General features: G+C 38.8%; 26 protein-coding genes and 1 other RNA gene. 8 read left to right on the forward strand and 19 right to left on the reverse strand.

The window, feature by feature from the left end:
- The coding region (locus DC53_RS22140) for a hypothetical protein (protein ID WP_033029527.1) at positions 1-250 on the forward strand (250 nt) is incomplete at its 5' end.
- Positions 251-391: 141 nt separating this feature from the next.
- Here the strand turns inward: DC53_RS22140 and DC53_RS11250 are convergent.
- The 4 genes from DC53_RS11250 to rsmI all read right to left on the reverse strand — a co-directional run bounded on the left by DC53_RS11250 (position 392) and on the right by rsmI (position 6,003).
- Positions 392-2,419 carry a UvrD-helicase domain-containing protein gene (locus tag DC53_RS11250; RefSeq protein WP_033029529.1) on the reverse strand — a complete coding sequence of 676 codons (2,028 nt, stop codon included), beginning with the start codon at positions 2,417-2,419 and terminating at the stop codon, positions 392-394.
- The gene (locus DC53_RS11245) at positions 2,404-4,392 is read right to left on the reverse strand and encodes an ATP-dependent nuclease (protein ID WP_007378916.1); all 1,989 of its coding nucleotides are present in this window, start codon (positions 4,390-4,392) and stop codon (positions 2,404-2,406) included. The genes DC53_RS11250 and DC53_RS11245 overlap by 16 nt, the downstream gene beginning before the upstream one ends.
- Positions 4,393-4,726: 334 nt before the next feature.
- An RNA gene (gene rnpB / locus DC53_RS21380) (RNase P RNA component class A) lies at positions 4,727-5,104 on the reverse strand.
- A 41-nt stretch (positions 5,105-5,145) separates the two neighbouring features.
- Positions 5,146-6,003: a 16S rRNA (cytidine(1402)-2'-O)-methyltransferase gene (rsmI, locus tag DC53_RS11240; RefSeq protein WP_033029532.1), complete on the reverse strand. Its 858-nt coding sequence runs from the start codon at positions 6,001-6,003 to the stop codon at positions 5,146-5,148.
- A 61-nt stretch (positions 6,004-6,064) separates the two neighbouring features.
- Here rsmI and DC53_RS11235 point away from each other — a divergent pair, with 61 nt between their 5' ends.
- From DC53_RS11235 to dolP, 4 genes are read left to right on the forward strand one after another with little or no spacing between them, the layout of a single operon-like run.
- A complete protein-coding gene (locus tag DC53_RS11235; RefSeq protein WP_033029534.1) occupies positions 6,065-7,942 on the forward strand; it encodes a penicillin-binding protein activator in 1,878 nt (625 codons plus the stop codon).
- Positions 7,943-7,952: 10 nt separating this feature from the next.
- On the forward strand, positions 7,953-8,324 hold the full coding sequence (locus tag DC53_RS11230; protein ID WP_007379078.1) for a YraN family protein: 372 nt from the start codon (positions 7,953-7,955) through the stop codon (positions 8,322-8,324).
- Positions 8,325-8,384: 60 nt separating this feature from the next.
- The gene (locus DC53_RS11225; protein WP_007379077.1) at positions 8,385-8,978 is read left to right on the forward strand and encodes an SIS domain-containing protein; all 594 of its coding nucleotides are present in this window, start codon (positions 8,385-8,387) and stop codon (positions 8,976-8,978) included.
- On the forward strand, positions 8,971-9,537 hold the full coding sequence (gene dolP / locus DC53_RS11220) for a division/outer membrane stress-associated lipid-binding lipoprotein (RefSeq protein WP_008134588.1): 567 nt from the start codon (positions 8,971-8,973) through the stop codon (positions 9,535-9,537). Before DC53_RS11225 ends, dolP begins: the two co-directional genes overlap by 8 nt.
- 99 nt (positions 9,538-9,636) lie before the next feature.
- Here the strand turns inward: dolP and DC53_RS11215 are convergent, their stop codons facing one another.
- From DC53_RS11215 to zapE, 8 genes are all read right to left on the reverse strand, one after another.
- Positions 9,637-10,074, reverse strand: coding sequence for a ClpXP protease specificity-enhancing factor (locus DC53_RS11215; RefSeq protein WP_007378323.1), 438 nt, complete (start codon positions 10,072-10,074; stop codon positions 9,637-9,639).
- Entirely contained in the window at positions 10,074-10,700 is a 627-nt protein-coding gene (sspA, locus tag DC53_RS11210; protein WP_007378322.1) for a stringent starvation protein SspA, read from the reverse strand. The genes DC53_RS11215 and sspA overlap by 1 nt, the downstream gene beginning before the upstream one ends.
- 79 nt (positions 10,701-10,779) lie before the next feature.
- Complete coding sequence (locus DC53_RS11205) at positions 10,780-11,529, reverse strand: cytochrome c1 (protein WP_008135840.1); 750 nt, start codon at positions 11,527-11,529, stop codon at positions 10,780-10,782.
- Complete coding sequence (locus tag DC53_RS11200) at positions 11,526-12,791, reverse strand: cytochrome b (protein ID WP_007378320.1); 1,266 nt, start codon at positions 12,789-12,791, stop codon at positions 11,526-11,528. The genes DC53_RS11205 and DC53_RS11200 overlap by 4 nt, the downstream gene beginning before the upstream one ends.
- Entirely contained in the window at positions 12,791-13,381 is a 591-nt protein-coding gene (petA, locus tag DC53_RS11195) for a ubiquinol-cytochrome c reductase iron-sulfur subunit (RefSeq protein ID WP_033029536.1), read from the reverse strand. The genes DC53_RS11200 and petA overlap by 1 nt, the downstream gene beginning before the upstream one ends.
- A gap of 582 nt (positions 13,382-13,963) precedes the next feature.
- Positions 13,964-14,356: a 30S ribosomal protein S9 gene (gene rpsI / locus DC53_RS11190; RefSeq protein ID WP_086007041.1), complete on the reverse strand. Its 393-nt coding sequence runs from the start codon at positions 14,354-14,356 to the stop codon at positions 13,964-13,966.
- An 8-nt stretch (positions 14,357-14,364) separates the two neighbouring features.
- The gene (gene rplM / locus DC53_RS11185; protein ID WP_007378318.1) at positions 14,365-14,793 is read right to left on the reverse strand and encodes a 50S ribosomal protein L13; all 429 of its coding nucleotides are present in this window, start codon (positions 14,791-14,793) and stop codon (positions 14,365-14,367) included.
- A gap of 286 nt (positions 14,794-15,079) precedes the next feature.
- A complete protein-coding gene (gene zapE, locus DC53_RS11180) occupies positions 15,080-16,168 on the reverse strand; it encodes a cell division protein ZapE (protein ID WP_033029539.1) in 1,089 nt (362 codons plus the stop codon).
- 134 nt (positions 16,169-16,302) lie between these two features.
- Here zapE and DC53_RS11175 point away from each other — a divergent pair, with 134 nt between their 5' ends.
- From DC53_RS11175 to DC53_RS11165, 3 genes are all read left to right on the forward strand, one after another.
- Positions 16,303-16,746, forward strand: a complete 444-nt coding sequence (locus tag DC53_RS11175; protein WP_008135838.1) for a Z-ring associated ZapG family protein — start codon at positions 16,303-16,305, stop codon at positions 16,744-16,746.
- A gap of 133 nt (positions 16,747-16,879) precedes the next feature.
- Complete coding sequence (locus tag DC53_RS11170) at positions 16,880-18,232, forward strand: Do family serine endopeptidase (protein ID WP_033029540.1); 1,353 nt, start codon at positions 16,880-16,882, stop codon at positions 18,230-18,232.
- Between the two features lie 100 nt (positions 18,233-18,332).
- Positions 18,333-19,415, forward strand: coding sequence for a trypsin-like peptidase domain-containing protein (locus tag DC53_RS11165; RefSeq protein ID WP_007378314.1), 1,083 nt, complete (start codon positions 18,333-18,335; stop codon positions 19,413-19,415).
- Positions 19,416-19,472: 57 nt separating this feature from the next.
- On the opposite strand, the gene murA is transcribed toward DC53_RS11165, so the two are convergent.
- Genes murA through DC53_RS11130 form a run of 7 tightly spaced genes read right to left on the reverse strand, consistent with a single transcriptional unit; the run spans position 19,473 to position 24,138 of the window.
- Positions 19,473-20,732, reverse strand: coding sequence for a UDP-N-acetylglucosamine 1-carboxyvinyltransferase (gene murA / locus DC53_RS11160; protein ID WP_007378313.1), 1,260 nt, complete (start codon positions 20,730-20,732; stop codon positions 19,473-19,475).
- Between the two features lie 14 nt (positions 20,733-20,746).
- Positions 20,747-21,004 carry a BolA family protein gene (locus DC53_RS11155; RefSeq protein WP_007378312.1) on the reverse strand — a complete coding sequence of 86 codons (258 nt, stop codon included), beginning with the start codon at positions 21,002-21,004 and terminating at the stop codon, positions 20,747-20,749.
- Positions 21,005-21,009: 5 nt separating this feature from the next.
- Positions 21,010-21,303 (reverse strand): STAS domain-containing protein, encoded by a 294-nt coding sequence (locus DC53_RS11150; RefSeq protein ID WP_033029543.1) that lies wholly within the window; start codon positions 21,301-21,303, stop codon positions 21,010-21,012.
- Entirely contained in the window at positions 21,296-21,976 is a 681-nt protein-coding gene (locus DC53_RS11145; RefSeq protein WP_007378310.1) for an MlaC/ttg2D family ABC transporter substrate-binding protein, read from the reverse strand. The genes DC53_RS11150 and DC53_RS11145 overlap by 8 nt, the downstream gene beginning before the upstream one ends.
- Positions 21,977-21,981: 5 nt before the next feature.
- Positions 21,982-22,530, reverse strand: coding sequence for an outer membrane lipid asymmetry maintenance protein MlaD (gene mlaD, locus DC53_RS11140; protein WP_008135833.1), 549 nt, complete (start codon positions 22,528-22,530; stop codon positions 21,982-21,984).
- Between the two features lie 13 nt (positions 22,531-22,543).
- Positions 22,544-23,323 carry a lipid asymmetry maintenance ABC transporter permease subunit MlaE gene (mlaE, locus tag DC53_RS11135; protein WP_007378308.1) on the reverse strand — a complete coding sequence of 260 codons (780 nt, stop codon included), beginning with the start codon at positions 23,321-23,323 and terminating at the stop codon, positions 22,544-22,546.
- On the reverse strand, positions 23,323-24,138 hold the full coding sequence (locus tag DC53_RS11130) for an ATP-binding cassette domain-containing protein (RefSeq protein WP_033015593.1): 816 nt from the start codon (positions 24,136-24,138) through the stop codon (positions 23,323-23,325). Before DC53_RS11130 ends, mlaE begins: the two co-directional genes overlap by 1 nt.
- Between the last annotated feature and the right edge of the window lie 45 nt (positions 24,139-24,183).

Genomic DNA, 24,183 nt, shown 5'->3' on the forward strand with positions numbered 1-24,183 from the left:
GATCAAGTCTGAGCTAGTACAACTAATTTTTGAAGAAGAAGATAAAGATTTGACGGAAAAAGCTTATCTAGATGGATTTGAAGATGGTCTAAAATCTCTGGCCTTTAAGTCCGATCTAAATCTAATTTTTAAGTCGAGCATGCAAGGTGGTAAATCAATTTACTGTAATGCCGCATTTAAAACTCTTGTGAAAGAAAATAATTTAACTGGGATTACTTTTAATAGTGACTTACTTAGCATTTTTACATAGCAGCCTCTAAACGCAGCTTTATAATTCGGAATGCCCTCACTCACGACTATAAAAAGTATCCTTGAAATATTAAGCCTTTGTCAACTAACGTTAATATGTATTAACGTTAGTTCAGTATTAAATGATTTTGAATTCATAGCGTCATTCATTTATTGGAACCTCTTCAAATTCAGGAAATACTTTTAATAGATGCTCCTTTTCTTCCTTTGTTACCACTTTTACAACTGTAAGGTTTTTTATCGTTCGAGAACACGCTACATAAAACAACTTCATGTTAGGGGGTGTAAATACACTGGAGGTTTCTGTACTATCATCACTGAACTTAAAACTGTACTTATTCCAAAAGTACTCATCTAAGACAACTAAAACGTTCTCAATACCTGAGCCTTTAGTTTTATGCATTGTAATGAAATCACACTCCTCATTTAGATATTTGTAATATCTGTTTATCTCACTAAAACTGATCTCTTCAGAGAACAGATCATGATAAAACCTTTCTCGTTTGAAGTTACTATGGAACTCATTGAAAGCTTCTTCAGTTAATTCAGGTACTTGCTTGACCATTTTGGTTAAGCTATTAGATCCTGCATTGAAAATCATTTTGAGCTGTTGATACTCTTCATCATTTTTCAATTCAGATAAAAAAGCTTCTTTACGATCAACATAAGCCAGATGAGCTTCTGACTTAGCAAGAATATTTTCTTTAAAAGCCACTTCAAGAGTTTTATTTATACTAAGGTTTCCTCTAGTTATTTTTTCGAATGCGGCCACTATCCTCTCTTTTTCTCTCAGGGTTTTAAGTACAAACCCTGACTTTTTAAGTTCAGATAATATAAAGTTATACCTTTTTTCCGAACCACTATAGGCATTACATAACTCTGCGAGATCAAGCACTTGAATGCTTGAAAGTACTTTTTCGATCTCATCTTTGACATCCGTATATCTATCAGAAAACACTTTGTACAAACCAGCAAAGCCAACTTTGCCTGCTATTGACTTATTTGTAAGCATTAACTTTTTATGGGATCGCTCTTCACCATCTGCAAAATCTATTAATTTATCGATGAAATCTAGGTATGCCTGTTTTGTTTCAGGGGAGCTCTTAGAGTGAGGCTTGACATTATCCCAGACAGCATAAAGCAAGCTAACATGTCCTTGCCTATCTTTTAATATTTCTTTGATGCCATCTTGTTTAATTTTGAATGCTAGTTTTTGGTTGAGAGCATCTATTCTCAAGTAGTTAACAAAGTCAATTACCTGCTCTGAACATCTGAAATTATCTTCTTTTGCTATCTCGACAATCTGATCTGAATCAATGTATGCGCGAACATCTCCAATACCATCAGAGTAAATACTTTGCATAGAATCACCAAATAAGCCAACAGTCGTTTTTCTTTCTTTTGGAAGGTACTTTAAAAACACTTCAATAATTTCTTCATTCGTGTCTTGATATTCATCAATTAAAACAAAGTCATACTTATCACTTAAAATCCTTCCTAGTTTTGGGAAACGTTTAAAGAGTAGAGCGGCAACTTTGAGTAAACTGTCATGCCCAAATGATAGATCTTTAAACCTATCAAAGCGTGAATCATTGTATTTGATATTTCGATGATCTTTATCTTTGATAACATTACAGACTTCAGCATTCAATTCAGCTATTTTTAAATTCAGTTCATAATTATGCTCAGTAGGAGCTTTATCATATTCTCTTTTACCTATTTCTTTGGCAGAAGTTTCGCCTTTAACTATATATTTTAGCTTTGCGTATTTTTTATAAGTCCTCTTGTAGTTATCATGGTTAGCTTTTTTTAGTTCATTACCAGCTAGGTCTGAATTTTCCTCAGTTTCAAATTCTACGTTAGAAACTATAAAAATTTCATGTATAACCTGCTGAATCGCTTTTGTATGATTCTTAATTAAGGCCGCAAGAAATGAGTGTATAGTGGACACTTTATAGCCATCTCCAACACGGTCAATAATTTCATTAACTGCCAAGTTAGTGTGTGTAATACACGCAACCCTATTCTTAGAGTAATCTTGTGATAGAAACTGCAGAGTATGTTTTAGCGTTTCAGTCTTCCCAGACCCCGCACCTCCCTGTAAAACAAAACTCATGCTTTCAGCTATACATTTTTGAATTTGTTGCTGTGGTGTTATTTGGCTATCCATTTTAATCCCTCCTTGATATACGAGGGAGTGTTCCACTTTAAATTGTCTTTTGAAAGAGCAAGGAAGAGTATGGATGAAGCAAAACTAGACTTTCCCTTACTATCAAGAATTATATCTACAAATTTGTCAGGATCAGACTTGCACTCTTCAAACCTCTTTTTGTTTTTGAGCCCACTAATGTCATCGATATTGCGACCAATTATTTTCATATTTACACTGACAAAAGACTCTTCAAAGCTTCTTCCTTGGTAACTATTTTCAGTATCTTGATATGCTACCTTGATCAGTGACGATGGATCTCTGTGTTGATGTTTTTTTAATTTATCCATCCATATAGGAAAGTCTTTTTCCTTAAACTCGGGTGAATTAAAGTAATGCCTAATAGTAGCATTACTCGTATGTGTCCCTTCTTTAACGGGACATGCTTTATAACTACTTTCACTCCACCTTGTAGTATCTAGGTCTGTGATGATAAGTGTCTTTATTTGAAGGAAATTAAGGAAGTGCTTAAATGCTTTAGCATTCGCTCCGACTTCAAGTATCGAAATATTTTGAGAAGTAAGTGCAATATCTCCTTCATCACCAACTCTTTCTTTATCAAATTGGTCTATGAAGTATGGCAGGAGTATTTTTTCAGAAGTGCCTTCGATAAAGATGATCTTCTCTGCAAAAAATAACTCTGAAGACTCAATTGTTAAATACTGTTTAAGAAACTTAAAGTTTTCCTTCTCTATTTTATCTTCTTCATCATTGGACTCATCTACATACATTTTCTGTAGCTCTAAGTAGAAGTTCAGAACCTCTGTATTCAGTTCTTTTTTGAGAGTCCGAAAGTAGCGAATATCCTTAAAATTGCACTTTTTGACGATATGAGCAGAATGGGTGGAAATGAAAGTTTGAAGACCTTTTATCTCATTTAAAGTGTCTTTTATTTTATCAATAAATATATATTGTAGCTGAGGATGAGTATGAGCTTCTGGCTCTTCAATAAATAAAAGGTTGATATCTCGATTGGCCTCTAAAAAGTCTTGCTTTTCAATTTCTATGTTAAGAAGTAAATAGAGTATATTCATGTGCCCTAAACCATTTTGATGCTCAGGCAACTCGGTATCATCCTTTCCGTACGTTATCTTGGAATGACTTGCCATTACTTCTTTTGATTGCAAGTCCGAAACAACGTTTAAGTCTGTGAGGCCCAGAAAAGACTTACCATTTTTAAGGAAAGGCTCAAAAAAAGTTTTATAATTATCACTAAGCTCTCTATCTGCTTCAATAATTGATGAATTAATAGCGGCGAGTTCATCATGAGACATTTTGACTTTACTGTTATAATACAAAGTTGTTAAATGTGAGAGTATTTTCCGTTCATGAGGTTTTGCATCAGAACTCGTTACATTTCTATTTGCTTTAATTATTTTCAAATTGATTAAGCTATTGACATCTGCAGCTTCTTTTTGAATTAATTTAGAGCGATGCTTTGACTCAAAATCACTATAATCATCAAAAATATAGTAATTAACCTGAATATATTCGAAAAGATTCTTTTTGATGAACTCTTCTCTTGTATTTATAACTGCTTCAAGATCTTTTAAGAGTTTTGATTTATTAATAGTCGCTTCAATCGAGATTCGAGCCAAATTACATTCCGTATCAAGATCTACAATAAAATCTGAAAGGTTATGTAAGCTATCTTTTTCATTATACGTTATATCTAATGATAATCTTATCGCTAACGAGTACACATCTGTTTGATGGCTTAGTTTAAGGATATCTTGACGGAGTGAAAGTGGAAAATCAGCAAAGTAGAACTTTTTAGATTTAAGAAATTTTTCAAATAAAACTATGAAAGATGTTTTTCCAGAATTGTTCTTACCTATCAAAAGCGATAAATCATTATTTTCTTCATCCTCTAAATCTAATGTTGTATCTTTGAGTAACCTAAAATTCTGAATTCGAATTTTACTAATATGCATCTTTATTCCTTGTGAAAATAAGGGGACAGTATTAACCCCAAACACCTTACTTGGTAAGTCCTAACTGCTAAGCTACACAACAAGTCTTTCATTTTCAATGAAATGAACCAACTTAAAATTAAACCTATATTTTTTCATATCCTCGCTCAATAACCTACATCAGATCGCCAGGGTCAAATCTTGACTTCATACATCATAATTTCTCACAGCCCGATTATTACTTTTTATTGAAATTCTACCAAGTGCCATGAGCATACGGCTAAAAACGAATAACTTCCCCTAAAATTTAAACACAAAAAAGCCCGCAGCGTTAACTGCGGGCTTTTTTGTTGAATGAGTGAGTCAGCCGGTAAGCCGGGTTTTGTCCTTTCCGAAGAAAGTGATAATCATTCGTCTAGGCCATAAATCGCTCTATGGCTCAAGCAACCTACCCGGTTCTCACGTGGGCCACGCGTTCATTATTTAAAATGATAGAACCCTATTTGGTCTTGCTCCGAGTGGAGTTTACCTTGCAACCGACTATTACTAGCGGCCCGGTGCGCTCTTACCGCACCCTTTCACCCTTACCAACCGAAGTTGGCGGTCTCCTCTCTGCTGCACTTGTCGTGGGCTCACGCCCCCCAGCCGTTAGCTGGCACTCTGCCCTATGGAGCCCGGACTTTCCTCCCCCTGATCATTTTCGTCACAGGCAGCGATCATCTTGGCTGACTCGGCGCGCAGTATACATGAGGCTAATACCAAGCGCAGTAAAATTTACTCTTTTTCTTCAATAATTGTTTTGTATAAAGCGTTTTTCTTCATTCCAAAGTATTCAGCAACCACGCCACAGGCTTTTTTCATTGGCATTTCACTCTCAAGAAGTGCCAACATTTTGCGCGCTTCAGGCGGAACATCGTCTATTTGCTTTGGTTTGCCCGCAAGCATCAGCACTATTTCGCCGCGCTGCTTGGTAGGATCATCTGTTAAAAACTGTTTAAGCTCACTTACACTACCATTAAAAAATGTTTCAAAGGTTTTGGTTAGCTCTTTAGCAAAAACAACGTGTTGATCGTCGCCAAGTGCTAGTGCTAAATCATCAAGGCTTGCCATAATACGGTGCGTACTTTCGTACATTATGCTGGTGATACCTGAGTTAACAGCTTCGGTAAAAAAGTCTTGCCGAGCTTTGCTTTTAGCTGGCGTAAAGCCTAAAAACTGAAAGCGGTCGGTTGGTAAGCCTGAACAACATACAGCGGTAATAGCAGCACACGCACCAGGTATAGGTGTCACATGCGCGCCTTGTTCGCGACATAGATTTACAACAGCGTAGCCTGGATCACTAATTAGTGGTGTACCAGCGTCAGATACTAAAGCAATATTTAAACCTTGATTAAGTTGATCAATAATTTGTTGTGCTTTTTGCTTTTCGTTGTGGTCGTGTAATGCGAATGTTTTAGCCTTGATACCAAAGTGGCTAAGTAGCTTGCCGGTATGGCGAGTATCTTCAGCAGCTATTAAGTCAACCTGCGATAATGTCGCGATTGCACGCTGACTTAAGTCGTCATAATTGCCAATTGGGGTGGCTACAATGTAAAGAGTGCCAATTTTCTGTGAATTCTCCTCATTTAACATTGAGGTCTCCTGCGTCAGTCAGTAATATAAGCAAATCGCGTTAACGTATTGGGAAATCATTGTGCGACTTAAACTAGTTAGTCTATTAATTATATTGTCAGGGTTATCGGCGTGCAGCACAACCGAAAAACCAACTAAAAACAGTGATAACTTCAGTAACAGTGCAAATGTATTAAAAAATCAAGCTACCAGCGCACAATCTATCTATCAATTGGCTCAAAATCGTCAAGGGGCTGATAAAATACAATTGTTGTATAGCGCAAGAGATGCAGCTATTACAGAGCAAAACTGGCCGCTACTAGAAAAAATAGGTAGCGACCTTGAATTAACAGCCAGTGTTGATCAAATTCAAAACCGTCTTTATATTGCGTTTGCGCAAAAACAACAGAATAAAAATGCTCAAGCCTTGGTTATTCTACAATCGCTAGACGGGCAACTAACCCAACCCGAGCACTTTGCATGGCATCAGTTTTTAACTGCCAGTATTTACGCATCACAAAATTTTCCTAAAAAAGCGGCCCCTTATTTCTTTAGGGCATCTGAGACAGCAGCTAAAAATAATATTGAGATCCCACAGCTTAATCAAAACTTGTGGGATAACTTAAAAAAACTGTCATCTTATGCATTAGAGCGCTTTAACCGAGGTTCAGTAATTCAACAAGGTTGGGCTAACCTTGCCTTATATCATCAAGTATATACAAGCAGCGGTGTTGAGTTAGATCAAGCAATCAATAACTGGCGACGCCGCTATGTTGGACACCCAGCGGTAACGGTATTACCTAAACAAGATGAATTGTTTACAGAGTTTTCCCCTATAAATATAGAACGTTTAGTTATACTGCTCCCACAATCAGGGCCAAATGAGCGATTAGGCGATGCACTCAAAGCCGGTGTTCTAGCTGCGCTTGATAAACAAAACATTAGTGAAACTCTGTTTCTAGATGAAAACCTAAACACTGAAGAACTTGCAGCTAAAATTGAGGAAATAAACCCCGACTTTGTTGTTGGGCCTTTGTTAAAAGCCAATATTGATAAACTTACAGCAGCTAACACCTTGATAAATATACCGGCTCTGCATTTAAATACCTTTGATGGTGAGCGTATTTCATTGCAGCATTACTTCTTTGCGCTGAGTCCTGAACACGAAGTAGAGCAAGCTTTAGAACACTTTTTAGCCATGGGCTACCAAAAACCAATGTTGCTTGCACCTAATAATGTAAATGGCCAACGTTTAATTGACTACTTTAATTTACAGTGGCAACGCTACAGTGAAACCAAACCTCAGATTGGCCTGTATAATGATAAAAAAGACATGCCTAATACAATTACCAGCTTACTAGAAGTTGATAAGTCTAAAGAGCGTATAAAAACTGTAAAAGCACTTTTTAAACAAGAAGTAGAGAACGAAACGCGATCGCGTAGTGACATAGATGTTATTTACATTTTAGGTGATGCAATAGAAACCCGTTTAATTAAACCTTACCTTGATGTAAATGTAAGTACATTTGCTGATCGTATCCCACTTTATGCCAGCTCTAAAAGTCATAGCAAACAAATTGACCGTACAGATAAAGGTGATCTAGAAGGACTATATTTTACTGAGCTCCCATGGATGCTTAACTCACAAGTTAAACTACATACCTTGCGAGCACAATATGACACTTTATGGCCTGAACAAGTTGATATAAGCCAGCGTTTATTTGCTATGGCGTATGATGCAATATTAGTACTTCCAGAAATAAGGCAACTAAGTATTGTGCCTGGCAACGAATTTAGTGGTTTAAGCGGTAAGTTATCTATAAACAGCAGTGGGCACATAGAGCGAACATTAAATTGGGCGCAGTATTCTAATCGTCGTATAAAACCGGTGCAGTTAAAAACGCAGCGCCCAATACCACTATTTATGCAATCAGCAAATACAATACAAACAAGTAATTAAAGGGGGCGACATGTCGTGGTTTAAAGAGCTGTGGCAAAATAGCCGTGAAAAAGGTCAATATTATGAGCTCCAAGCGCAAAAATATTTGGTATCTCAGGGATTAACCCCCATTGAGCGTAATTATTACTGCCCCTTTGGTGAGCTTGATGTCATTATGAAAGAAGGTGACACCCTTGTTTTTGTAGAAGTTAAATTTCGTAAAAACAATGCGCGCGGCGGCGCTAATTATGCATTAAGCCCGCAGAAGCAGGCAAGACTAAAACGCAGTATTTATCATTACTTAGCCGCTAAAAACTTAACAAATGAAGCGCTTAGAATTGATTATGTAGCCATTACAGGAGAATCATCTCCCAAAATTAACTGGCTTAAAAACGTATTTTAAATACTTAGGCAATATAGGCTTAAGTTCATATAAAGATTAAGTATAAATTATTGGTAGGCTATGCAAGATACAATTAAAGAAATTTTTACAGAGAGCATTCAAGTACAAATCGCTGCAGGTGAAGTATTACCCAGTGCACTTGAATCAGCAGCATTTACCATTGCACAAAGCTTGATAAACGGTAATAAACTCATTTGTTGCGGCACTGCAAATTGCCATATGCTAGCCCAACATATTGCGGGTGTACTTGTTAACCATTATGAAACTGAGCGGCCGTGTCTCCCCGCGATAGCTTTGTCTCAAGAAAATATAAATTTAGGTCAAAATAACCAAGGCGATGATCACGATACATTTGCGCGACAAGTTCGTGCTTTTGCCCAGCAAGGAGATTTACTTCTTGCACTTGCTATAAACGGTAACGAAAAACATATTATTTCTGCTGTAGAGGCTGCACTTACTAAAGATATGAAAGTAATCGTGATGGTCGGTGATGATGGAGGGGAATTAGTTGGCTTACTTGGCCCTAATGACGTTGAAATAAGAACCCCTTCTAAGCGCCCTAGCCGTATTATCGAATCGCATTTAGTTAACTTACACTGTTTAAGCGAACTTGTTGATTTAACCCTCTTTCCACAGGATGAAAACTATGTTTAAACGCTCCCTTATTGTTTTAAGTACTGTTGTATTATTGCAAGGCTGTGCGGCCGCTATTGTTGCAGGTACAGCTAGTGCAGTAACAGCAGCGAACGATCGCCGCACTATTGGCTCACAAATTGATGATAACAATATTGAGATAAAAGCCAGCATTGCCTTGAGTGAGGTAGAGCGCCTTGAGAAATTTGCTAATATCAATGCAGTAAGCGTAAACGGTATCGTTTTATTAGTTGGTCAAGTCGCAAATCAAGAAATGAAAGGTGAAGCTCAACGTACAATTGAAGACGTTGCTGGTATTCGTAAAATTCATAATCAAATCCGTATTGGATCAAATATTGGTATCACCACACAAACCCACGACTCATGGTTAACCTCAAAAGTAAAAGCGCAGCTACTCACTGCAAAGAATATTAGTAGCAATAATATTAAGGTAGTTACTGAGAACGGTGAAGTATTTTTAATGGGATTAGTCTCTGAGTCTGAATCTAATCAAGCAGTAAACATTGCACGTAATGTATCTGGCGTTGAACGCGTAATAAAAGTTTTTGAATATATGTAGTTGTAAAATGATAGATAGCCTAATTACATACACCGGCTCGCTTTTGTATCAGGCATAAAAAAAACCGCTTAATAAGCGGTTTTTTTTGGCATTTATGTATTATTTAATAACACGTAAATGAGAGCCTTTTTTCTTTTCAGGCTTTTCTGGTGGTGCTTCATCAATAAATTCAGCTGATGAGTCAACACTTTCAAGCTCTGGAGCAAAGTCGTCTTCGTCCCCTAAAAACTCGTCTGCTGTAAAGACCGTACCTTCACCATTTTCACGTGCATATATTGCCAGCACTGCACCTAAGGGCACATACACTTGCATTGGCTGACCACCAAAGCGCGCGTTAAAGCTAAGTTGGGTTAGGTCTAACGAAAACTGTGTGACTGCTGATGGACTTATGTTTAAAACAATTTGTCCGTCTTGAACAAACTGTGTAGGCACTTGTACATTAGCAAACCCAGCGTCTACCACTAGATGTGGCGTGCATTCGTTATCAACTATCCAATCAAAAAAAGCACGTAATAAATAAGGACGATTAGGCGTCATTATAAACGAATCTCACGCTCAGCTTCAGTTAAAGAAGCTTGGAATGACTCACGTTCAAATAAACGGATCATGTATTCTTTAAGCTCTTTAGAACCAGCACCATTAAGCTCAATACCAAACTCTGGTAAACGCCACAGTAGTGGAGCTAAGTAACAATCCACTAAGCTAAACTCTTCACTCATAAAGTAAGGAGCTTCACTAAAGATAGGTGCTACAGCTAGTAATGCTTCTGTTAACTCTTTACGAGCTTGAGCTGCATCAGATGCGTTATTGATGATTTTTTCAGCTAGGCTGTACCAATCTGTATCAATACGGTGCATCATTAAACGGCTACGGCCACGCATTACCGGGTATACAGGCATTAGTGGAGGATGAGGAAAACGTTCATCAAGGTATTCCATGATGATATTTGCCTGATATAAACCAAGCTCACGGTCAATCAGTGTTGGCACTGTACCGTAAGGGTTAATTTCGTGAAGTGCTTCTGGCAGGTTATCTTTTTCAGCCAAATGAATATCTACACTTACACCTTTTTCCGCAAGTACAATTCGTACTTGGTGGCTATACATACAGTTAGCCCCAGAAAAAAGGGTCATTACAGGGCGCTTATTGGCAGCTACGGCCATGCCTACCTCCATTAAATCACTAAAACAGCAATAGGGGCTTAAGCCCCTATTGCAAAATTACCTTTAAATATGTTCAAACTTAATGAACATCTCTCCAGTATTCTTTCTTAAGCATAAATGCCAAGATAAACAGGATAATTAAAAATCCGATTACCTTAATACCTAATGCTTCCGACTCAAGACGTGAAGGTTCACCCACGTACTCAAGGAAGTTCGTTAAATCACGAGCTGCTTGGTCGTATTCATCTACGCTTAGTTCACCCGTACCATCTGTTTCAGTAGCAATAACTTTAGTCACAGTGTGACCATGCTCTTCTACTTCTTCAGTAATTGGCGTTGGCAAACCTTGCAGCTCTTGAAGAACATGAGGCATACCAACAGATGGGAAAACAATGTTATTTACACCAAACGGGCGAGATTCATCTTTATAAAACGATTTTAAGTACGTGTAAATATAATCTGGTGATTTTACACGAGCAATTAGCGTTAAATCCGGCGGAGCCGCACCAAACCATTTTGCTGCATCATCTTTTGTAATCGCGTTAGTAATATGGCTACCGACTTTAGAACCGTCAAAAATCAATTGTTCTAAACCAACCTCTGTTGGGATACCAATATCGCGAAAAGTACGTTCATAACGTTGATACTGCATTTGGTGACAACCAAGACAGTAGTTCATGAACAACTTTGCACCGCGCTGTAAAGATGGTTGATCAGTAAGGTCGTTATTCGCTTCCATTAAAGGAACCGATGGACCCGCTGCCATAACCATGTTCGGCAACAAGTTTACTGATAAAGCAAATAAACCAATAATAAGCTTTTTCATCATTTCGTTAACCTCTCTGGCAATGGCTTAGTTTTTTCGTTCTTACTGTATACAAACAACAGTACGAAGAACATAAAGTAAGTCACAGTACAGATTTGAGAAATTATCGTCTTAAGGTCTGTTTGTGGAGTTGCACCCACCCAACCTAAAAGAACGAAAGTAACAACAAAACCTGCAATGTTCCATTTATGGAAACCACAACGGTAACGAACCGATTTAACTCTACCACGGTCTACCCAAGGTAGTAACGCAAGTACTACAATCGATGCACCCATTGCTGCAACACCGATAAGCTTATCAGGGATTGCGCGTAAGATTGCATAGAATGGCGTAAAGTACCAAACTGGGAAAATGTGCTCAGGTGTTTTAAGAGGGTTAGCTGCTTCGAAGTTTGGACCTTCTAAAAAGAAGCCATTCATCGCAGGCATAAAAAACACAACCCAACAGAACAATATTAAGAAACCAACCACACCAACAATATCTTTAACTGTGTAGTAAGGGTGGAACGGTATTGCATCAACAATATCTTTTTTGTCAGTGTAATACTCATGAAATTTAAATTTAGGTTTATCTTCTTCAGCTACAGAGCCTTTCTTACGCTTAATTTCAATACCTTCGGGGTTATTTGAACCCACTTCATGCAATGCAACAATGTGTAAGAAAACTAAGATTACGATAACCAGTGGGAGTGCAATTACATGTAATGCAAAGAAGCGGTTAAGCGTTGCACCCGATATTACGTAGTCGCCACGGATCCAAAGTGTTAAGTCATCACCAATAACCGGAATTGCACCGAATAGAGAAATGATTACCTGCGCACCCCAAAATGACATTTGACCCCAAGGTAATAAGTACCCCATGAACGCTTCAGCCATTAATGCCAAGAAAATAAACATACCGAATAACCACAGTAATTCACGTGGCTTTTGGTAAGAACCGTAGATCATGCCACGGAACATATGCATATATACAACGATGAAAAACGCTGAAGCACCTGTTGAGTGCAAGTAACGCAATAACCAGCCATATTCTACATCACGCATGATGTATTCAACCGAGGCGAATGCGCCCTCAGCAGATGGCACAAAGTTCATCGTTAACCAAATACCGGTAAGAATTTGGTTTACTAGTACCAGCATGGCTAGTGAGCCAAAAAAGTACCAGAAGTTAAAGTTTTTAGGTGCTGGATACTGTGCAATGTGCATATTCCAAACACGTGTCATTGGGATTCGGTCGTCTATCCAACCAATAATCTTACCAAACATTAGACTCCCCCTCTTTCTTCGCCCACTAAAATAGTGGTTTCATCTAGAAAAGTATAAGGTGGTATTTCTAAGTTTAATGGTGCAGGTACCGATTGAAAAACTCGGCCAGCCATATCAAATTTAGAACCGTGGCATGGGCAGTAGAAACCATCGTCAGTCCCTTCTACTTTTTCGCCAAAGTTACCTTGTAAAAAGCCAGGAGAACACCCTAAATGCGTACAAATACCTACAGCCAAAAATATTTCTGGGCGTAATGAACGGTAATCATTTGTTGATGATTCTAATTGTTGTGGCTCTTGCGATTGTGGATCACGAAGTTGACCTTCATGTTCTTTCATCTGCTCAAGCATTTTTGGGGTACGTGATACAACCCATACAGGTTTACCACGCCACTCGACACGTATTAATTGTCCCGGCTCAAGTTTGCTGATATCTACTTCCACAGGCGCACCCGCAGATTTAGCTCGCTCACTTGGATTCCAAGACGCAATAAAAGGAACAGCAGCCCCAGCCGCACCAACACCACCAACAACAGAGGTAGCTATGGTTAAAAAGCGACGTCGGCCATTGTCTACAGGCGCATTGCTCATCCACTTATCTCCACTTACGATTCTCAACACTTGCTATATTGAGAACATCAGTTACAGCAGGTTAATTATTCGAAATTTTTAAAATAGAAACGATCATAATTAAAACCCTTGATTAAAACAAGGTTATTCACAGCCTCATGCTCTAACACACCTAACTTCACCTAGGGTTCGGTAAGCCAGTTTGAGTATAGGGCCGAATAGTCATAATACCGTTTCTGTAAAAACTATGTACTGACCAAGATCAACGTCACTAAGCAAAAACTCTAAAACGGTGCGTAGTGTCGTAAAACTCGATCGTTTTACTTCCATGCCAATTGTAGCAAAAAATTCCACCAATTAACTGATGGATTTAAACTAATTACGATAATTATTTAACTTTTTTGCAGCTATCTGAGTATTTTTTAACTTTCGTTTATTAAATACGCTGTTATTGAGGAGTTTGATCAATACAAGTAACTGTAATTATTAAGCCTAGGCACGATAACGAGTCAATTTAGGCATATCTTTCATTGTTGGAATTACTATTTTTAAAAACAAAAAACCCAGCATAAGCTGGGTTTTGAATTTTTGATAACGTATAGATTAACGTTTTGAGAACTGTGGACGCTTACGCGCTTTCTTAAGACCCACTTTCTTACGTTCAACTTTACGTGCATCACGAGTAACGAAACCTGCTTTACGAAGTTGTGGACGTAATGACTCGTCAAACTCCATAAGTGCACGAGTAATACCGTGACGGATAGCACCAGCTTGACCAGTTGTACCACCACCAGAAACGGTGATGAAAAGATCAAATTTTTCAGTCATATCAACTAGCTCAAGAGCTTGATGAACAACCATGCGTGCTGTTTCGCGACCAAAGTACTCTTCTAAAGAGCGCTTGTTGATTACGATGTTACCAGTGCCTGGGCGTAAGAATACGCGAGCACTTGAACTTTTACGACGACCTGTACCGTAGTATTGATTTGCCATGATGGTGCTCCTTAAATGTCTAGAACCTGAGGCTGTTGTGCAGCATGGTTGTGCTCAGTACCTGTGTAAACTTTAAGTTTACGGTACATAGCGCGGCCTAAAGGACCACGTGGCAACATGCCCTTAACAGCCTTCTCGATGATCATTTCAGGCTTTGCAGCTTGAAGTTTATCAAAAGTAGTAGACTTAAGACCACCTGGAAAACCAGAGTGTGAATAGTACACTTTGTTTTTGAATTTGTTACCAGTTACAGTAACTTTTTCAGCGTTGATAACGATGATATAATCACCAGTATCTACGTGCGGTGTATATTCAACTTTATGCTTACCGCGTAGGCGATGAGCGATTTCAGTAGCGATGCGACCTAAAGTTTTACCTTCAGCGTCAACTACGTACCAGTCACGTTTTACTGTTTCTGGTTTAGCAACAAACGTTTTCATTTATAAAAATCCAATGTTTTTCAATTAAAACCACAAGTAGTTAATATTAACTACTGCTCTAAGTTTGCTACAACCCCTTCGAGTTTTAGACTTTTGCGCCGCTCACAAGTGGCTAGACTATATGATGGCATAGAACGCAACGTGGCAGACGCGGGAGTATACCAGCACTTAAAACACATTGCTACTCGCCGGTTGTTTTTTCCACAAGAAATTTTAGAAATAAGAAGTACTATATATGTACCTCTTATTTTTAAGCGTTGGCCTATTACACATTTGCCTACTTACTTTAAACTAAATGCTCTTTAGCTAAATACTCTAAAGACTGCATTTCTTGCAAACGGCTTATACAACGCTTAAATTCAAAATTAAGGTTACCTTGAGTATAAAGGTCGGTGATCGGCTTCTCAGCTGAAATTATTAAAGTTACGTGGCGCTCATAAAATTCATCAACTAAAGCAATAAAGCGTCTTGCAGCATCATCGTTAGTTTGCCCAAGCTGTTTCACGTTAGAAATAATAACCGTATTGTATAGGCGACTAATCTCCATGTAATCGACTTGGCTTCGCGCTGTTTCGCACAATTCACTAAACTCAAACATCACAACACATTTAGCTACTTTGCGCGTTTTGATTAAACGCCCTTCTATCTCTATAGGCTCATCTAATTGGCCAGGCTCTGAGGAAAGTTTATCGAAGTAATCAAATAGGTTTTTATCTGCTTGTTCGTCAAGCGGGCTATGAAAAATTTCGGCTTGTTCTAGCGTACGTAATCGGTAATCGACACCTGAGTCTACATTTACTATTTCTGTATTGAGTTTAACCAACTCAATAGCTGGTACAAAACGCGCACGTTGTAAACCGTTTCTATAAAGATCATCAGGTACTATATTTGACGTTGCAACAAGTACAATACCGCGTGCAAATAATGCCTCCATTAAACCGCCTAACAGCATGGCATCTGTAATGTCTTGAACAAAAAATTCATCAAAGCAAATTATGTCTGTTTCAGCTTTTAAAATATCCGCGACTTTTTCTAATGGGTTTACAGTATTGTTTAGCTTTTTAAGTTCATCGTGTACGCGATGCATAAAACGATGAAAATGTACGCGCATCTTCCGCGTGCCTGGTAAGGCTTCATAAAAAGTATCAACTAAATAAGTTTTACCACGCCCTACTCCTCCCCAGAAATATAAACCTTTTATGGGCGCTGGCTCATCTTTATTAAAAAGCTTGGCAAAAAAGCTTTTTGATTTTATTTTGTTCTGGGTTAAATCGTCATATAAACGCTGTAAATGGCGCACTGCATTTTCTTGTGCTGCATCATGTACAAAGTCATCTCGCTTCAAATCTTGTTGGTATGTTTGCCAAGGAGTCATATCTATTTACAGTTAAAATGCAGTTTAATTTGCAAAGCATATTAACACGCATCATTACTCGGGGTATATTACACTTAGTATGATTTATAATTGAATCAAGCATTCGTTAGTTATTTTCCCAAAGGGGTAGATTTATGGGCACAGTCACGTGGGTAGGTTTAATTGTTATTGTTGCTGTTATAGCTTTTTTTATTGGTGCATTTGTCACTAAAAAACAATTTAAACAAGATGAGCTGGAAAAACAGGCAGAGCAAGCTAAAAATGCGTTAGAGCAATATCGTCAAGATGTAGCCGATCATTTAGCGAGTACAGGCAAGCTTGTAAATAAAATGAAAGAGAATTACGATCAACTACTTAGCCATGTTGAAGAAACCAATCAACTGCTGCTAGAGGATCGGAAGCAAACACCAGCTGAACCTTTCTTTTCAAAAGAAACTACTGAGCAATTACAAGCATCGATAAAAGAGCGCCGATGCGATCGCTCATCAGCAAAAGCACAACCTGCTGATTATGTTTCAGGCGAATCAGGTTTATTTGCAGGACAAAATAAAGTTTCAGAACATTCTAAAGCATCTTGATGAACTTTTTTTTAACCCCATAGTCTTTAGATATAACAGCTTTGTTGTTTTATCTTACTGATAAATTAAAAAGGGCTGCTGATGCAGCCCTTTTCAATTTTTTGCTTTTCTCGAAGTGGAGTAAACCCAGACTATGAAAATGAAATTATCACTTATCAGCGCAGCTATTCTTTCTACTAGCCTTTTATTAAGCCCGGTAGCGTCTTATGCAAAAATACCGGTTGCCGTAAATGGCCAGCAGTTACCAACACTTGCCCCAATGCTCGAAAAAATTACTCCAGGCGTTGTAAGCATTCAAGTTTCAGGCTCAAAAGAAGTGCGTCGCCGTGCGGATCCACTTGAATACTTTTTCGGACAGCAACAGCCCCGAAGCCAAAAACGTCAATTTAGCGGTTTAGGCTCTGGCGTTATTATTAATGCTGATGAAGGTTATGTAGTAACTAATAACCATGTGATTCAAGATGCCGAAAAAATGGTTGTTACTCTTGAAGACGGCCGCGAGTTTGAAGCGATTAAAATTGGGACTGATAAAGAATCCGACATTGCGCTTTTACAAATCGACGCTGATGATTTAACTGAAGTAAAACTAGCAAACTCAGATAATTTGCGCGTGGGTGACTTTGCCGTTGCTATCGGTAATCCGTTTGGCCTTAGCCACACTGTTACATCAGGGATTGTGAGTGCACTTGGTCGCAGTGGTTTAAACATTGAAGGCTACGAAGATTTCATTCAAACCGACGCAGCGATTAACCAAGGTAACTCAGGCGGTGCTTTAGTTAACTTAAATGGTGAATTAATAGGTATTAACACTGCTATTTTAGGGGCTTCAGGCGGTAATGTTGGTATTGGTTTTGCTATCCCGTCTAACATGATGAAAAACCTAGTAGATCAAATTATTGAACACGGTGAAGTACGTCGTGGCTCACTTGGTATTTCTGGGCGCCCACTTGATGCAGGCCTAGCTAAAGCACAGCAACTTGACGTTAAACAAGGTGCCTACGTTATGCAAGTAATGGATGACACCGCAGCAAGTAAAGCAGGAATCAAAGCCGGTGATGTTATTGTAAGTATTAATGGCGGTGATATTAGCGGCTTCCATGAATTACGAAGCAAAATAGCAACCTTGGGTGAAGGTAGAGAAATCAAGCTCGGCATTTATCGTGACGGAAAAATTAAAACAGTTAAAGTTACACTCGATGGTGCATCAGGTGTTACAGCGACAGGCGAAGAGCTACACCCTGCTTTTCAAGGTGCCGAGCTTGAAAACGTGCAAAAAAATAGTAATAAAGGTATTGAAGTTACCTCTGTAGATCCTCGTTCACCTTCTGCCCGTGTTGGTCTTGAAGAGGGTGACATTATAATGCAGGTAAACCGTCAACGCGTAGAAACAATTCGTGATATGAATAAGATCATCGATGACACAAAAGGCAATATAGTGCTTGGCGTGAAACGTGGCCGTGAATCTATATTTATCTTAATTCAGTAATAAATATTGCTATAAATGAAATAAAAGTAACAGCGGCACTTGCCGCTGTTATTTTTTTTATGCCATCATAAAGAAATTACTTCCTTATAATAAGAATCCCGTGCTGAAACTAATAAAATTTATTCTCCCGCCATTATTTGCAGGGCTTAGCATTGCTTTTTTAGTGGTTTTTTTCAGCCCTAATATGCGAGCTTCTCTATTACCGAACGTACCTCTTGCGAGTGCAATGAGTACTAGCCATTTAAGTTTCTCAGATGCTGTTAAACGTGCAGCTCCCTCCGTTGTGACTATTTTTTCTGAGAGCATTTCGAAAGAGCCTCGTTATAAAAGACAAAATACCGTACAAGAATTAGGCTCTGGTGTGATTATGTCGCAAGATGGCTACATTCTTACTAACTATCATGTAGTGAATAATGCAGATCAAATTATGGTTATTCTGACAGACGGCAGGCGCTTTTTTGATGTCCAACTAATCGGCTTTGATACGATTACTGATCTTGCATTACTTAAAATAAACGCAGACCACCTTCCCGTTATTCCTATAAGCGATAGCTATACGTCGAGTGTAGGTGATGTAGTACTAGCCATAGGTAACCCACTTAATTTAGGACAGACAATTACCCAAGGTATTATTAGCGCTACTGGTAAGCAAAAAATTACAGACAGCCCTTATAATAACTTATTACAAATGGATGCCGCTATTAATGTAGGGAATTCAGGTGGCGCATTAGTCAATTCTAACGGTGATTTAGTTGGTATCACTTCAGCCCAATTTAAAACGCGTGAAAATTTAAACATACAGGGAATATTTTTTGCTGTGCCGTATTCACTTGCTAAAAAAGTGATGGGAAAATTGATTCGACATGGTCGTGTAGTTAGAGGCTACCTTGGTTTTGAAGGCACCGCAGTAGACAGCACAGGTAAAGAAGTTAACGATAGCCTAACTCCTGTTTCAGGTATGCGAATTACGAACTTAGATCCCTTAGGCCCAGCTTGGCAAGCAGGTATTGAAGAACAAGATATCGTTATTAAAATTGCAGGGCTTTCCGTAGCAAACCCGCAAAAAGTACTTGAAAAAATAGGCAATACAGAACCAGGGAAAGAAATAGAGTTTGAGCTTTATCGAAATGGCAAAATAGAAAAAATCATGGTGATGGTCGCAGAGCTTGAAACAAAACTATAACTACTAATTGTAGGTCGGTGTGTATTTACATATCCGACCTACATATATTAGGCGCTTTTAACTGCTTCTACGTTTAATATTAGCACCTAATGCACTGAGCTTATCTTCAATGCGCTGATATCCTCTGTCAACGTGATAAATACGGTCAACAACGGTTTCACCTTGCGCGACTATACCTGTTAAAATTAGACTCGCTGAAGCACGTAAGTCAGTTGCCATAACTTGCGCACCGCTTAGGCTTTTGGTTTCACCACAAATAGCCGTGTTGCCCTCAAGACGAATATTAGCACCCATGCGCTGTAACTCAGGCACATGCATAAAACGGTTTTCAAAAATCGTTTCTGTAATCGTTGCACTGCCATTTGCCACAACATTCAATGCTGTAAATTGAGCTTGCATATCAGTAGGAAAACCAGGATGTGGAGCGGTTTTAATATTAACAGCTTTAAGCTCTCGGCCACGCATATCTAAGTAAATACTGTCATCATGCACCTCAAGTAATGCATTCGTTGCACGCAGCTTTTCAATCACAGGTTCAAGTGAATGGAAATCAGTATTCTTACAAAGTACCTCACCGCCAGCCATTGCAGCCGCCACTAAAAATGTACCTGTTTCAATTCTATCTGGCAAAATACTATGCTCACAACCCGCCAAGCGCTCAACACCTTCTACTTCGATACGGCTAGTACCTGCACCAGTGATTTTAGCACCCATTGCAATTAAACAATTAGCTAAATCGATAATTTCAGGCTCACGCGCGGCATTATCAAGTATGGTTTTTCCATCAGCAAGCGCTGCTGCCATCAGTAAATTTTCAGTAGCACCAACACTAACCATCTCCATAAAGATTTCAGCGCCTTTTAAGCGACCATTTACCTTGGCATTAATATAACCATTTTCAACGCTTATTTGTGCGCCTAAGCGCTCTAAACCTTGAATATGGATATCAACAGGACGAGCACCAATAGCACAACCACCTGGTAATGAAACCTGAGCTTCACCAAAGCGTGCCACTAAAGGGCCTAGTGCAAGCACAGAAGCACGCATTTGTTTAACGAGCTCGTAAGGGGCAAGCGTCTGATTTACCGTTGCGCCATCAATAATAAGTGTGTCGCCTTGCCAATTAACATCTGCACCTAAAGTTTTTAATAGTGCTTCGGTGGTAACAATGTCACGTAAACGTGGAACATTAGTAAATGTACTTTTACCATCAGCAAGTAAAGCAGCAAACAAAATAGGAAGCGCTGCATTTTTAGCACCAGAAATAGTAACTTCACCAGCAAGTGAAGTGCCACCTTGAATTACAAATTGATCCATTTAGGAGGCCTTACTTATTGCGGTAAAATAAATTTTTGTTCACGTTTCCACTCTGTTGGAGTGAAAGCGCGAATAGAAACTGCGTGAATTGTGCCATCTGAAATTGTATTCATCAACGGACCATAAACTAGCTGTTGCTTTTTAACACGGCTTAAACCGTCAAAGCATTCACCAACTGCAATTACTTCATAATGACTACCATTAGCTTTTACATGCACTTCAGCTAATTGAAGTTCATCGCGTAATAATGTTTCGACTTGGCTAGTTTCCATAACTCTCACTCAAATAGGGTTGTAACTTGACCCAACTGCATTAAATTTTGCAATTGTTCAGGTGGATTTTGCAATTCAAGACGAATGCCTTGCTGCTTAAATTCTGCAAAAGAGTGAATTAACCAAGCTAAGCCCGCTGTGTCAACCCTTGATACCTCACTAAGGTCAAAATAAGTGGTTTTATGCTTAGTTATTAACTTATCGTTCAAAAGCCGTTCATTACTAATGGAATTTCGAGTAAGTTCACCACTTACTCGAAACTGCTGTTCATCAACTTGGCTAATTGCCAATTTAATCATTCGAGCTACTGCCTCTAAATTGAACAGGTAACTTACTCTTTTGCTCTAAAAGGTTGCTTACATTGTCAATACCTTGCTGACGTAAAATACCTTGTAGTTCGCTTTGTTTGGCGTCTAATAAACTAATACCTTCAGCAATCATATCGTAAGCTCGCCATTCACCATCGCGATCTTCACGAACTTTAAAGTCTATTCTGATATCAGGTTTGCCATCTTCAAGAATTTTAGTTTTAACAACAACGACATCTTTACCTTTAAATGGTTGCTCAGCACCAAACTCAACTTTTTGATTTGTATATTGTGTAAATACACCAGCGTAAGTGGCAACTAAATATTCTCTAAATACACCAATAAAGCGCTGAATATCTTTAATCGCTTGGGCTTTTTCAGCTTCATCTGTAATTGCCCGTACTTTAGATACTTCACTGCCTAACACGCGAAGTGCTGCATATTTGTAGTCAATATAAGGCATTAATTCTTCTTCAACAATGACACGAAGATGCTCTTGATTTTTAATGATTAATGGCTGATCTTTTTTGATACGTGCAAACGTATTGTCCGCTACTTGACGCACCATTTTGTTTGGATCATTTAGTTTAACATCTGCAGCACTTACGCTTTGAGTTAGCGTCATTGTGCTAATTGCTACAATAGCTAGAAACTTTTTCAACATAATAATTACTCACTACCTTGGTTGAATAAAAACTGCCCAATTAACTCTTCAAGTACAATGGCAGACTTAGTATCAGTGATTGAATCACCGTCACCTAACGCTTTACTGTCTACACCAAATAAATCATCAATTGCTTCGTCTTGCTTATTTTCGGTTACGACTTGACCTAAACAGCGTTGCTCTGCTGAATTAGGAGAAATAACAGGGTGGATACCTAGATACTGCTCACCTAAAATACCCGATGTTAAAATTGAAATTGAGCTCGTGTCTGAAAAACGACATAAATACTGTGCATCAATGGTCATATTAACCACTGGCAAGAACTCCTGTGGATGAACATAAATTGACTCTACTCGACCAATAACGACTCCGCCCACTTTTACTGGTGCACGTGCCTTTAATGACCCTATGTTTTCAAATTTAGCATTAAGTGTGTACGTCTCGCCTGAGCCGCTAATACCTGAATTGGCGACTTTAAGCGCAAGCATAGCAAACGCTAAAATTCCTAACGCCACAAAAAAACCAACTAAAATTTCTAATTTCCGTGAATTCATTATCTATACCCTATTAGCTGGTAAACATTACCGCTGTCAAAATAAAGTCAAACCCTAAAACCGCCAATGACGAATGAACAACCGTTTCGGTGGTTGCTTTACTGATCCCTTCAGAGGTCGGCACACAGTCATACCCTTTATAAAGTGCTATCCAAGTCACCACAATGGCGAATACAAAGCTCTTAATAATACCGTTTAGTATGTCTTGCTGAAACGATACTTGTGATTGCATAATTGACCAAAAACTACCCGTATCAACACCAAGCCAATCAACTCCAACTAAATGAGCACCAATAATTGCCACTGCTGAAAATATCACCGCTAGTAACGGCATACTTATAAAGCCTGCCCAAAAGCGCGGTGCAATAATTCGTTTTAGTGGATCAATTGCCATCATTTCTAATGATGATAACTGTTCTGTTGCTTTCATTAAGCCTATTTCTGCAGTAAGCGCACTGCCCGCTCGCCCTGCAAATAATAACGCTGTAACAACAGGCCCGAGTTCTCGTAATAAACTTAATGCCACTAATGGCCCTAAACTATCCTCTGCACCATATCCAACTAATACCGTATAACCTTGTAATGCCAAGACCATACCGATAAATAAACCTGACACCATAATAATGAGCAAAGATTGCGAACCCACCATGTAGAGCTGACGAATAAGTAGAGGTGTACCCTTTTTAAAGTTAGGTACATTTACAAGTGCGCCAAAAAGCATATAAGTTGAGCGACCCAGAGCCGCAAAACGACCTAGCGTCTTATGCCCTAATTTTTGAAATAAATCCAACATTATGCTTTTTCTCCAAGCAACTCATCTGCATATGTTTGAGCTGGAAAATGAAAAGGCACGGGACCATCAGACAAACCTTTTAAAAACTGTTGCACTAAAGGAGACTCATGATTGCGCATTTCGTCAGGTGTTCCACAACCAATTACACCCTGATCAGCTATAATAATAACGTGGTCAGCAATACTCATTACCTCGTTAACATCATGGGTTACAATTAAAGAAGATAAACCAAGCACTTCGTTGAGTGACTTAATTAATTTAACCAACACCCCCATAGAAATAGGATCTTGGCCTGCAAATGGTTCATCGTACATTATAAGTTCAGGGTCGAGCGCAATAGCACGTGCCAGAGCTGCGCGCCTAGCCATACCTCCCGATAATTCAGAAGGCATTAAATCTTTCGCTCCGCGTAGCCCAACAGCTTGCAATTTCATTAGCACAACCAACCGAATTAGGTCTTCACTCAACTCAGTGTGCTCCCTAATTGGGAACGCTATATTATCGAATACCGACATATCAGTAAACAACGCACCACTTTGAAAAAGCATACTCATTTTAGTTCGCGCTTCGTAGAGTTCTTTGCGCGACATATTTGGGATACTACCACCTTCAAATAAAATATCACCGGAGTCAGGCTTAAGTTGACCGCCAATTAAACGCAACATGGTCGTTTTACCAATTCCGCTTGGCCCCATAATCGCAGTGATTTTACCTTTAGGAACGCTAAAGCTCATATTTTTATATATGCTTCTATCGCCTCTCGAAAAGCTAACATCCTTGACTTCTACTATTGATTGCGACAAGTCGCTCTCCATAACAATATTCACTAGTGCACCTATTTTAAAGCTTTTTTAACCAAG

The organism is Pseudoalteromonas fuliginea, from assembly GCF_000690055.1.
Classification (GTDB): domain Bacteria; phylum Pseudomonadota; class Gammaproteobacteria; order Enterobacterales; family Alteromonadaceae; genus Pseudoalteromonas; species Pseudoalteromonas fuliginea.

What these genes read in the sequence shown, in the direction of transcription:
- DC53_RS11250 (WP_033029529.1), bottom strand. Translation starts at nt 2,419, where the DNA reads ATGGATAGCCAAATAACACCACAGCAACAAATTCAAAAATGTATAGCT.
- DC53_RS11245 (WP_007378916.1), bottom strand. Translation starts at nt 4,392, where the DNA reads ATGCATATTAGTAAAATTCGAATTCAGAATTTTAGGTTACTCAAAGAT.
- rsmI (WP_033029532.1), bottom strand. Translation starts at nt 6,003, where the DNA reads ATGTTAAATGAGGAGAATTCACAGAAAATTGGCACTCTTTACATTGTA.
- DC53_RS11230 (WP_007379078.1), top strand. Translation starts at nt 7,953, where the DNA reads ATGTCGTGGTTTAAAGAGCTGTGGCAAAATAGCCGTGAAAAAGGTCAA.
- DC53_RS11225 (WP_007379077.1), top strand. Translation starts at nt 8,385, where the DNA reads ATGCAAGATACAATTAAAGAAATTTTTACAGAGAGCATTCAAGTACAA.
- dolP (WP_008134588.1), top strand. Translation starts at nt 8,971, where the DNA reads ATGTTTAAACGCTCCCTTATTGTTTTAAGTACTGTTGTATTATTGCAA.
- DC53_RS11215 (WP_007378323.1), bottom strand. Translation starts at nt 10,074, where the DNA reads ATGACGCCTAATCGTCCTTATTTATTACGTGCTTTTTTTGATTGGATA.
- sspA (WP_007378322.1), bottom strand. Translation starts at nt 10,700, where the DNA reads ATGGCCGTAGCTGCCAATAAGCGCCCTGTAATGACCCTTTTTTCTGGG.
- DC53_RS11205 (WP_008135840.1), bottom strand. Translation starts at nt 11,529, where the DNA reads ATGATGAAAAAGCTTATTATTGGTTTATTTGCTTTATCAGTAAACTTG.
- DC53_RS11200 (WP_007378320.1), bottom strand. Translation starts at nt 12,791, where the DNA reads ATGTTTGGTAAGATTATTGGTTGGATAGACGACCGAATCCCAATGACA.
- petA (WP_033029536.1), bottom strand. Translation starts at nt 13,381, where the DNA reads ATGAGCAATGCGCCTGTAGACAATGGCCGACGTCGCTTTTTAACCATA.
- rplM (WP_007378318.1), bottom strand. Translation starts at nt 14,793, where the DNA reads ATGAAAACGTTTGTTGCTAAACCAGAAACAGTAAAACGTGACTGGTAC.
- zapE (WP_033029539.1), bottom strand. Translation starts at nt 16,168, where the DNA reads ATGACTCCTTGGCAAACATACCAACAAGATTTGAAGCGAGATGACTTT.
- DC53_RS11175 (WP_008135838.1), top strand. Translation starts at nt 16,303, where the DNA reads ATGGGCACAGTCACGTGGGTAGGTTTAATTGTTATTGTTGCTGTTATA.
- DC53_RS11170 (WP_033029540.1), top strand. Translation starts at nt 16,880, where the DNA reads ATGAAAATGAAATTATCACTTATCAGCGCAGCTATTCTTTCTACTAGC.
- murA (WP_007378313.1), bottom strand. Translation starts at nt 20,732, where the DNA reads ATGGATCAATTTGTAATTCAAGGTGGCACTTCACTTGCTGGTGAAGTT.
- DC53_RS11155 (WP_007378312.1), bottom strand. Translation starts at nt 21,004, where the DNA reads ATGGAAACTAGCCAAGTCGAAACATTATTACGCGATGAACTTCAATTA.
- DC53_RS11150 (WP_033029543.1), bottom strand. Translation starts at nt 21,303, where the DNA reads ATGATTAAATTGGCAATTAGCCAAGTTGATGAACAGCAGTTTCGAGTA.
- DC53_RS11145 (WP_007378310.1), bottom strand. Translation starts at nt 21,976, where the DNA reads ATGTTGAAAAAGTTTCTAGCTATTGTAGCAATTAGCACAATGACGCTA.
- mlaD (WP_008135833.1), bottom strand. Translation starts at nt 22,530, where the DNA reads ATGAATTCACGGAAATTAGAAATTTTAGTTGGTTTTTTTGTGGCGTTA.
- mlaE (WP_007378308.1), bottom strand. Translation starts at nt 23,323, where the DNA reads ATGTTGGATTTATTTCAAAAATTAGGGCATAAGACGCTAGGTCGTTTT.
- DC53_RS11130 (WP_033015593.1), bottom strand. Translation starts at nt 24,138, where the DNA reads ATGGAGAGCGACTTGTCGCAATCAATAGTAGAAGTCAAGGATGTTAGC.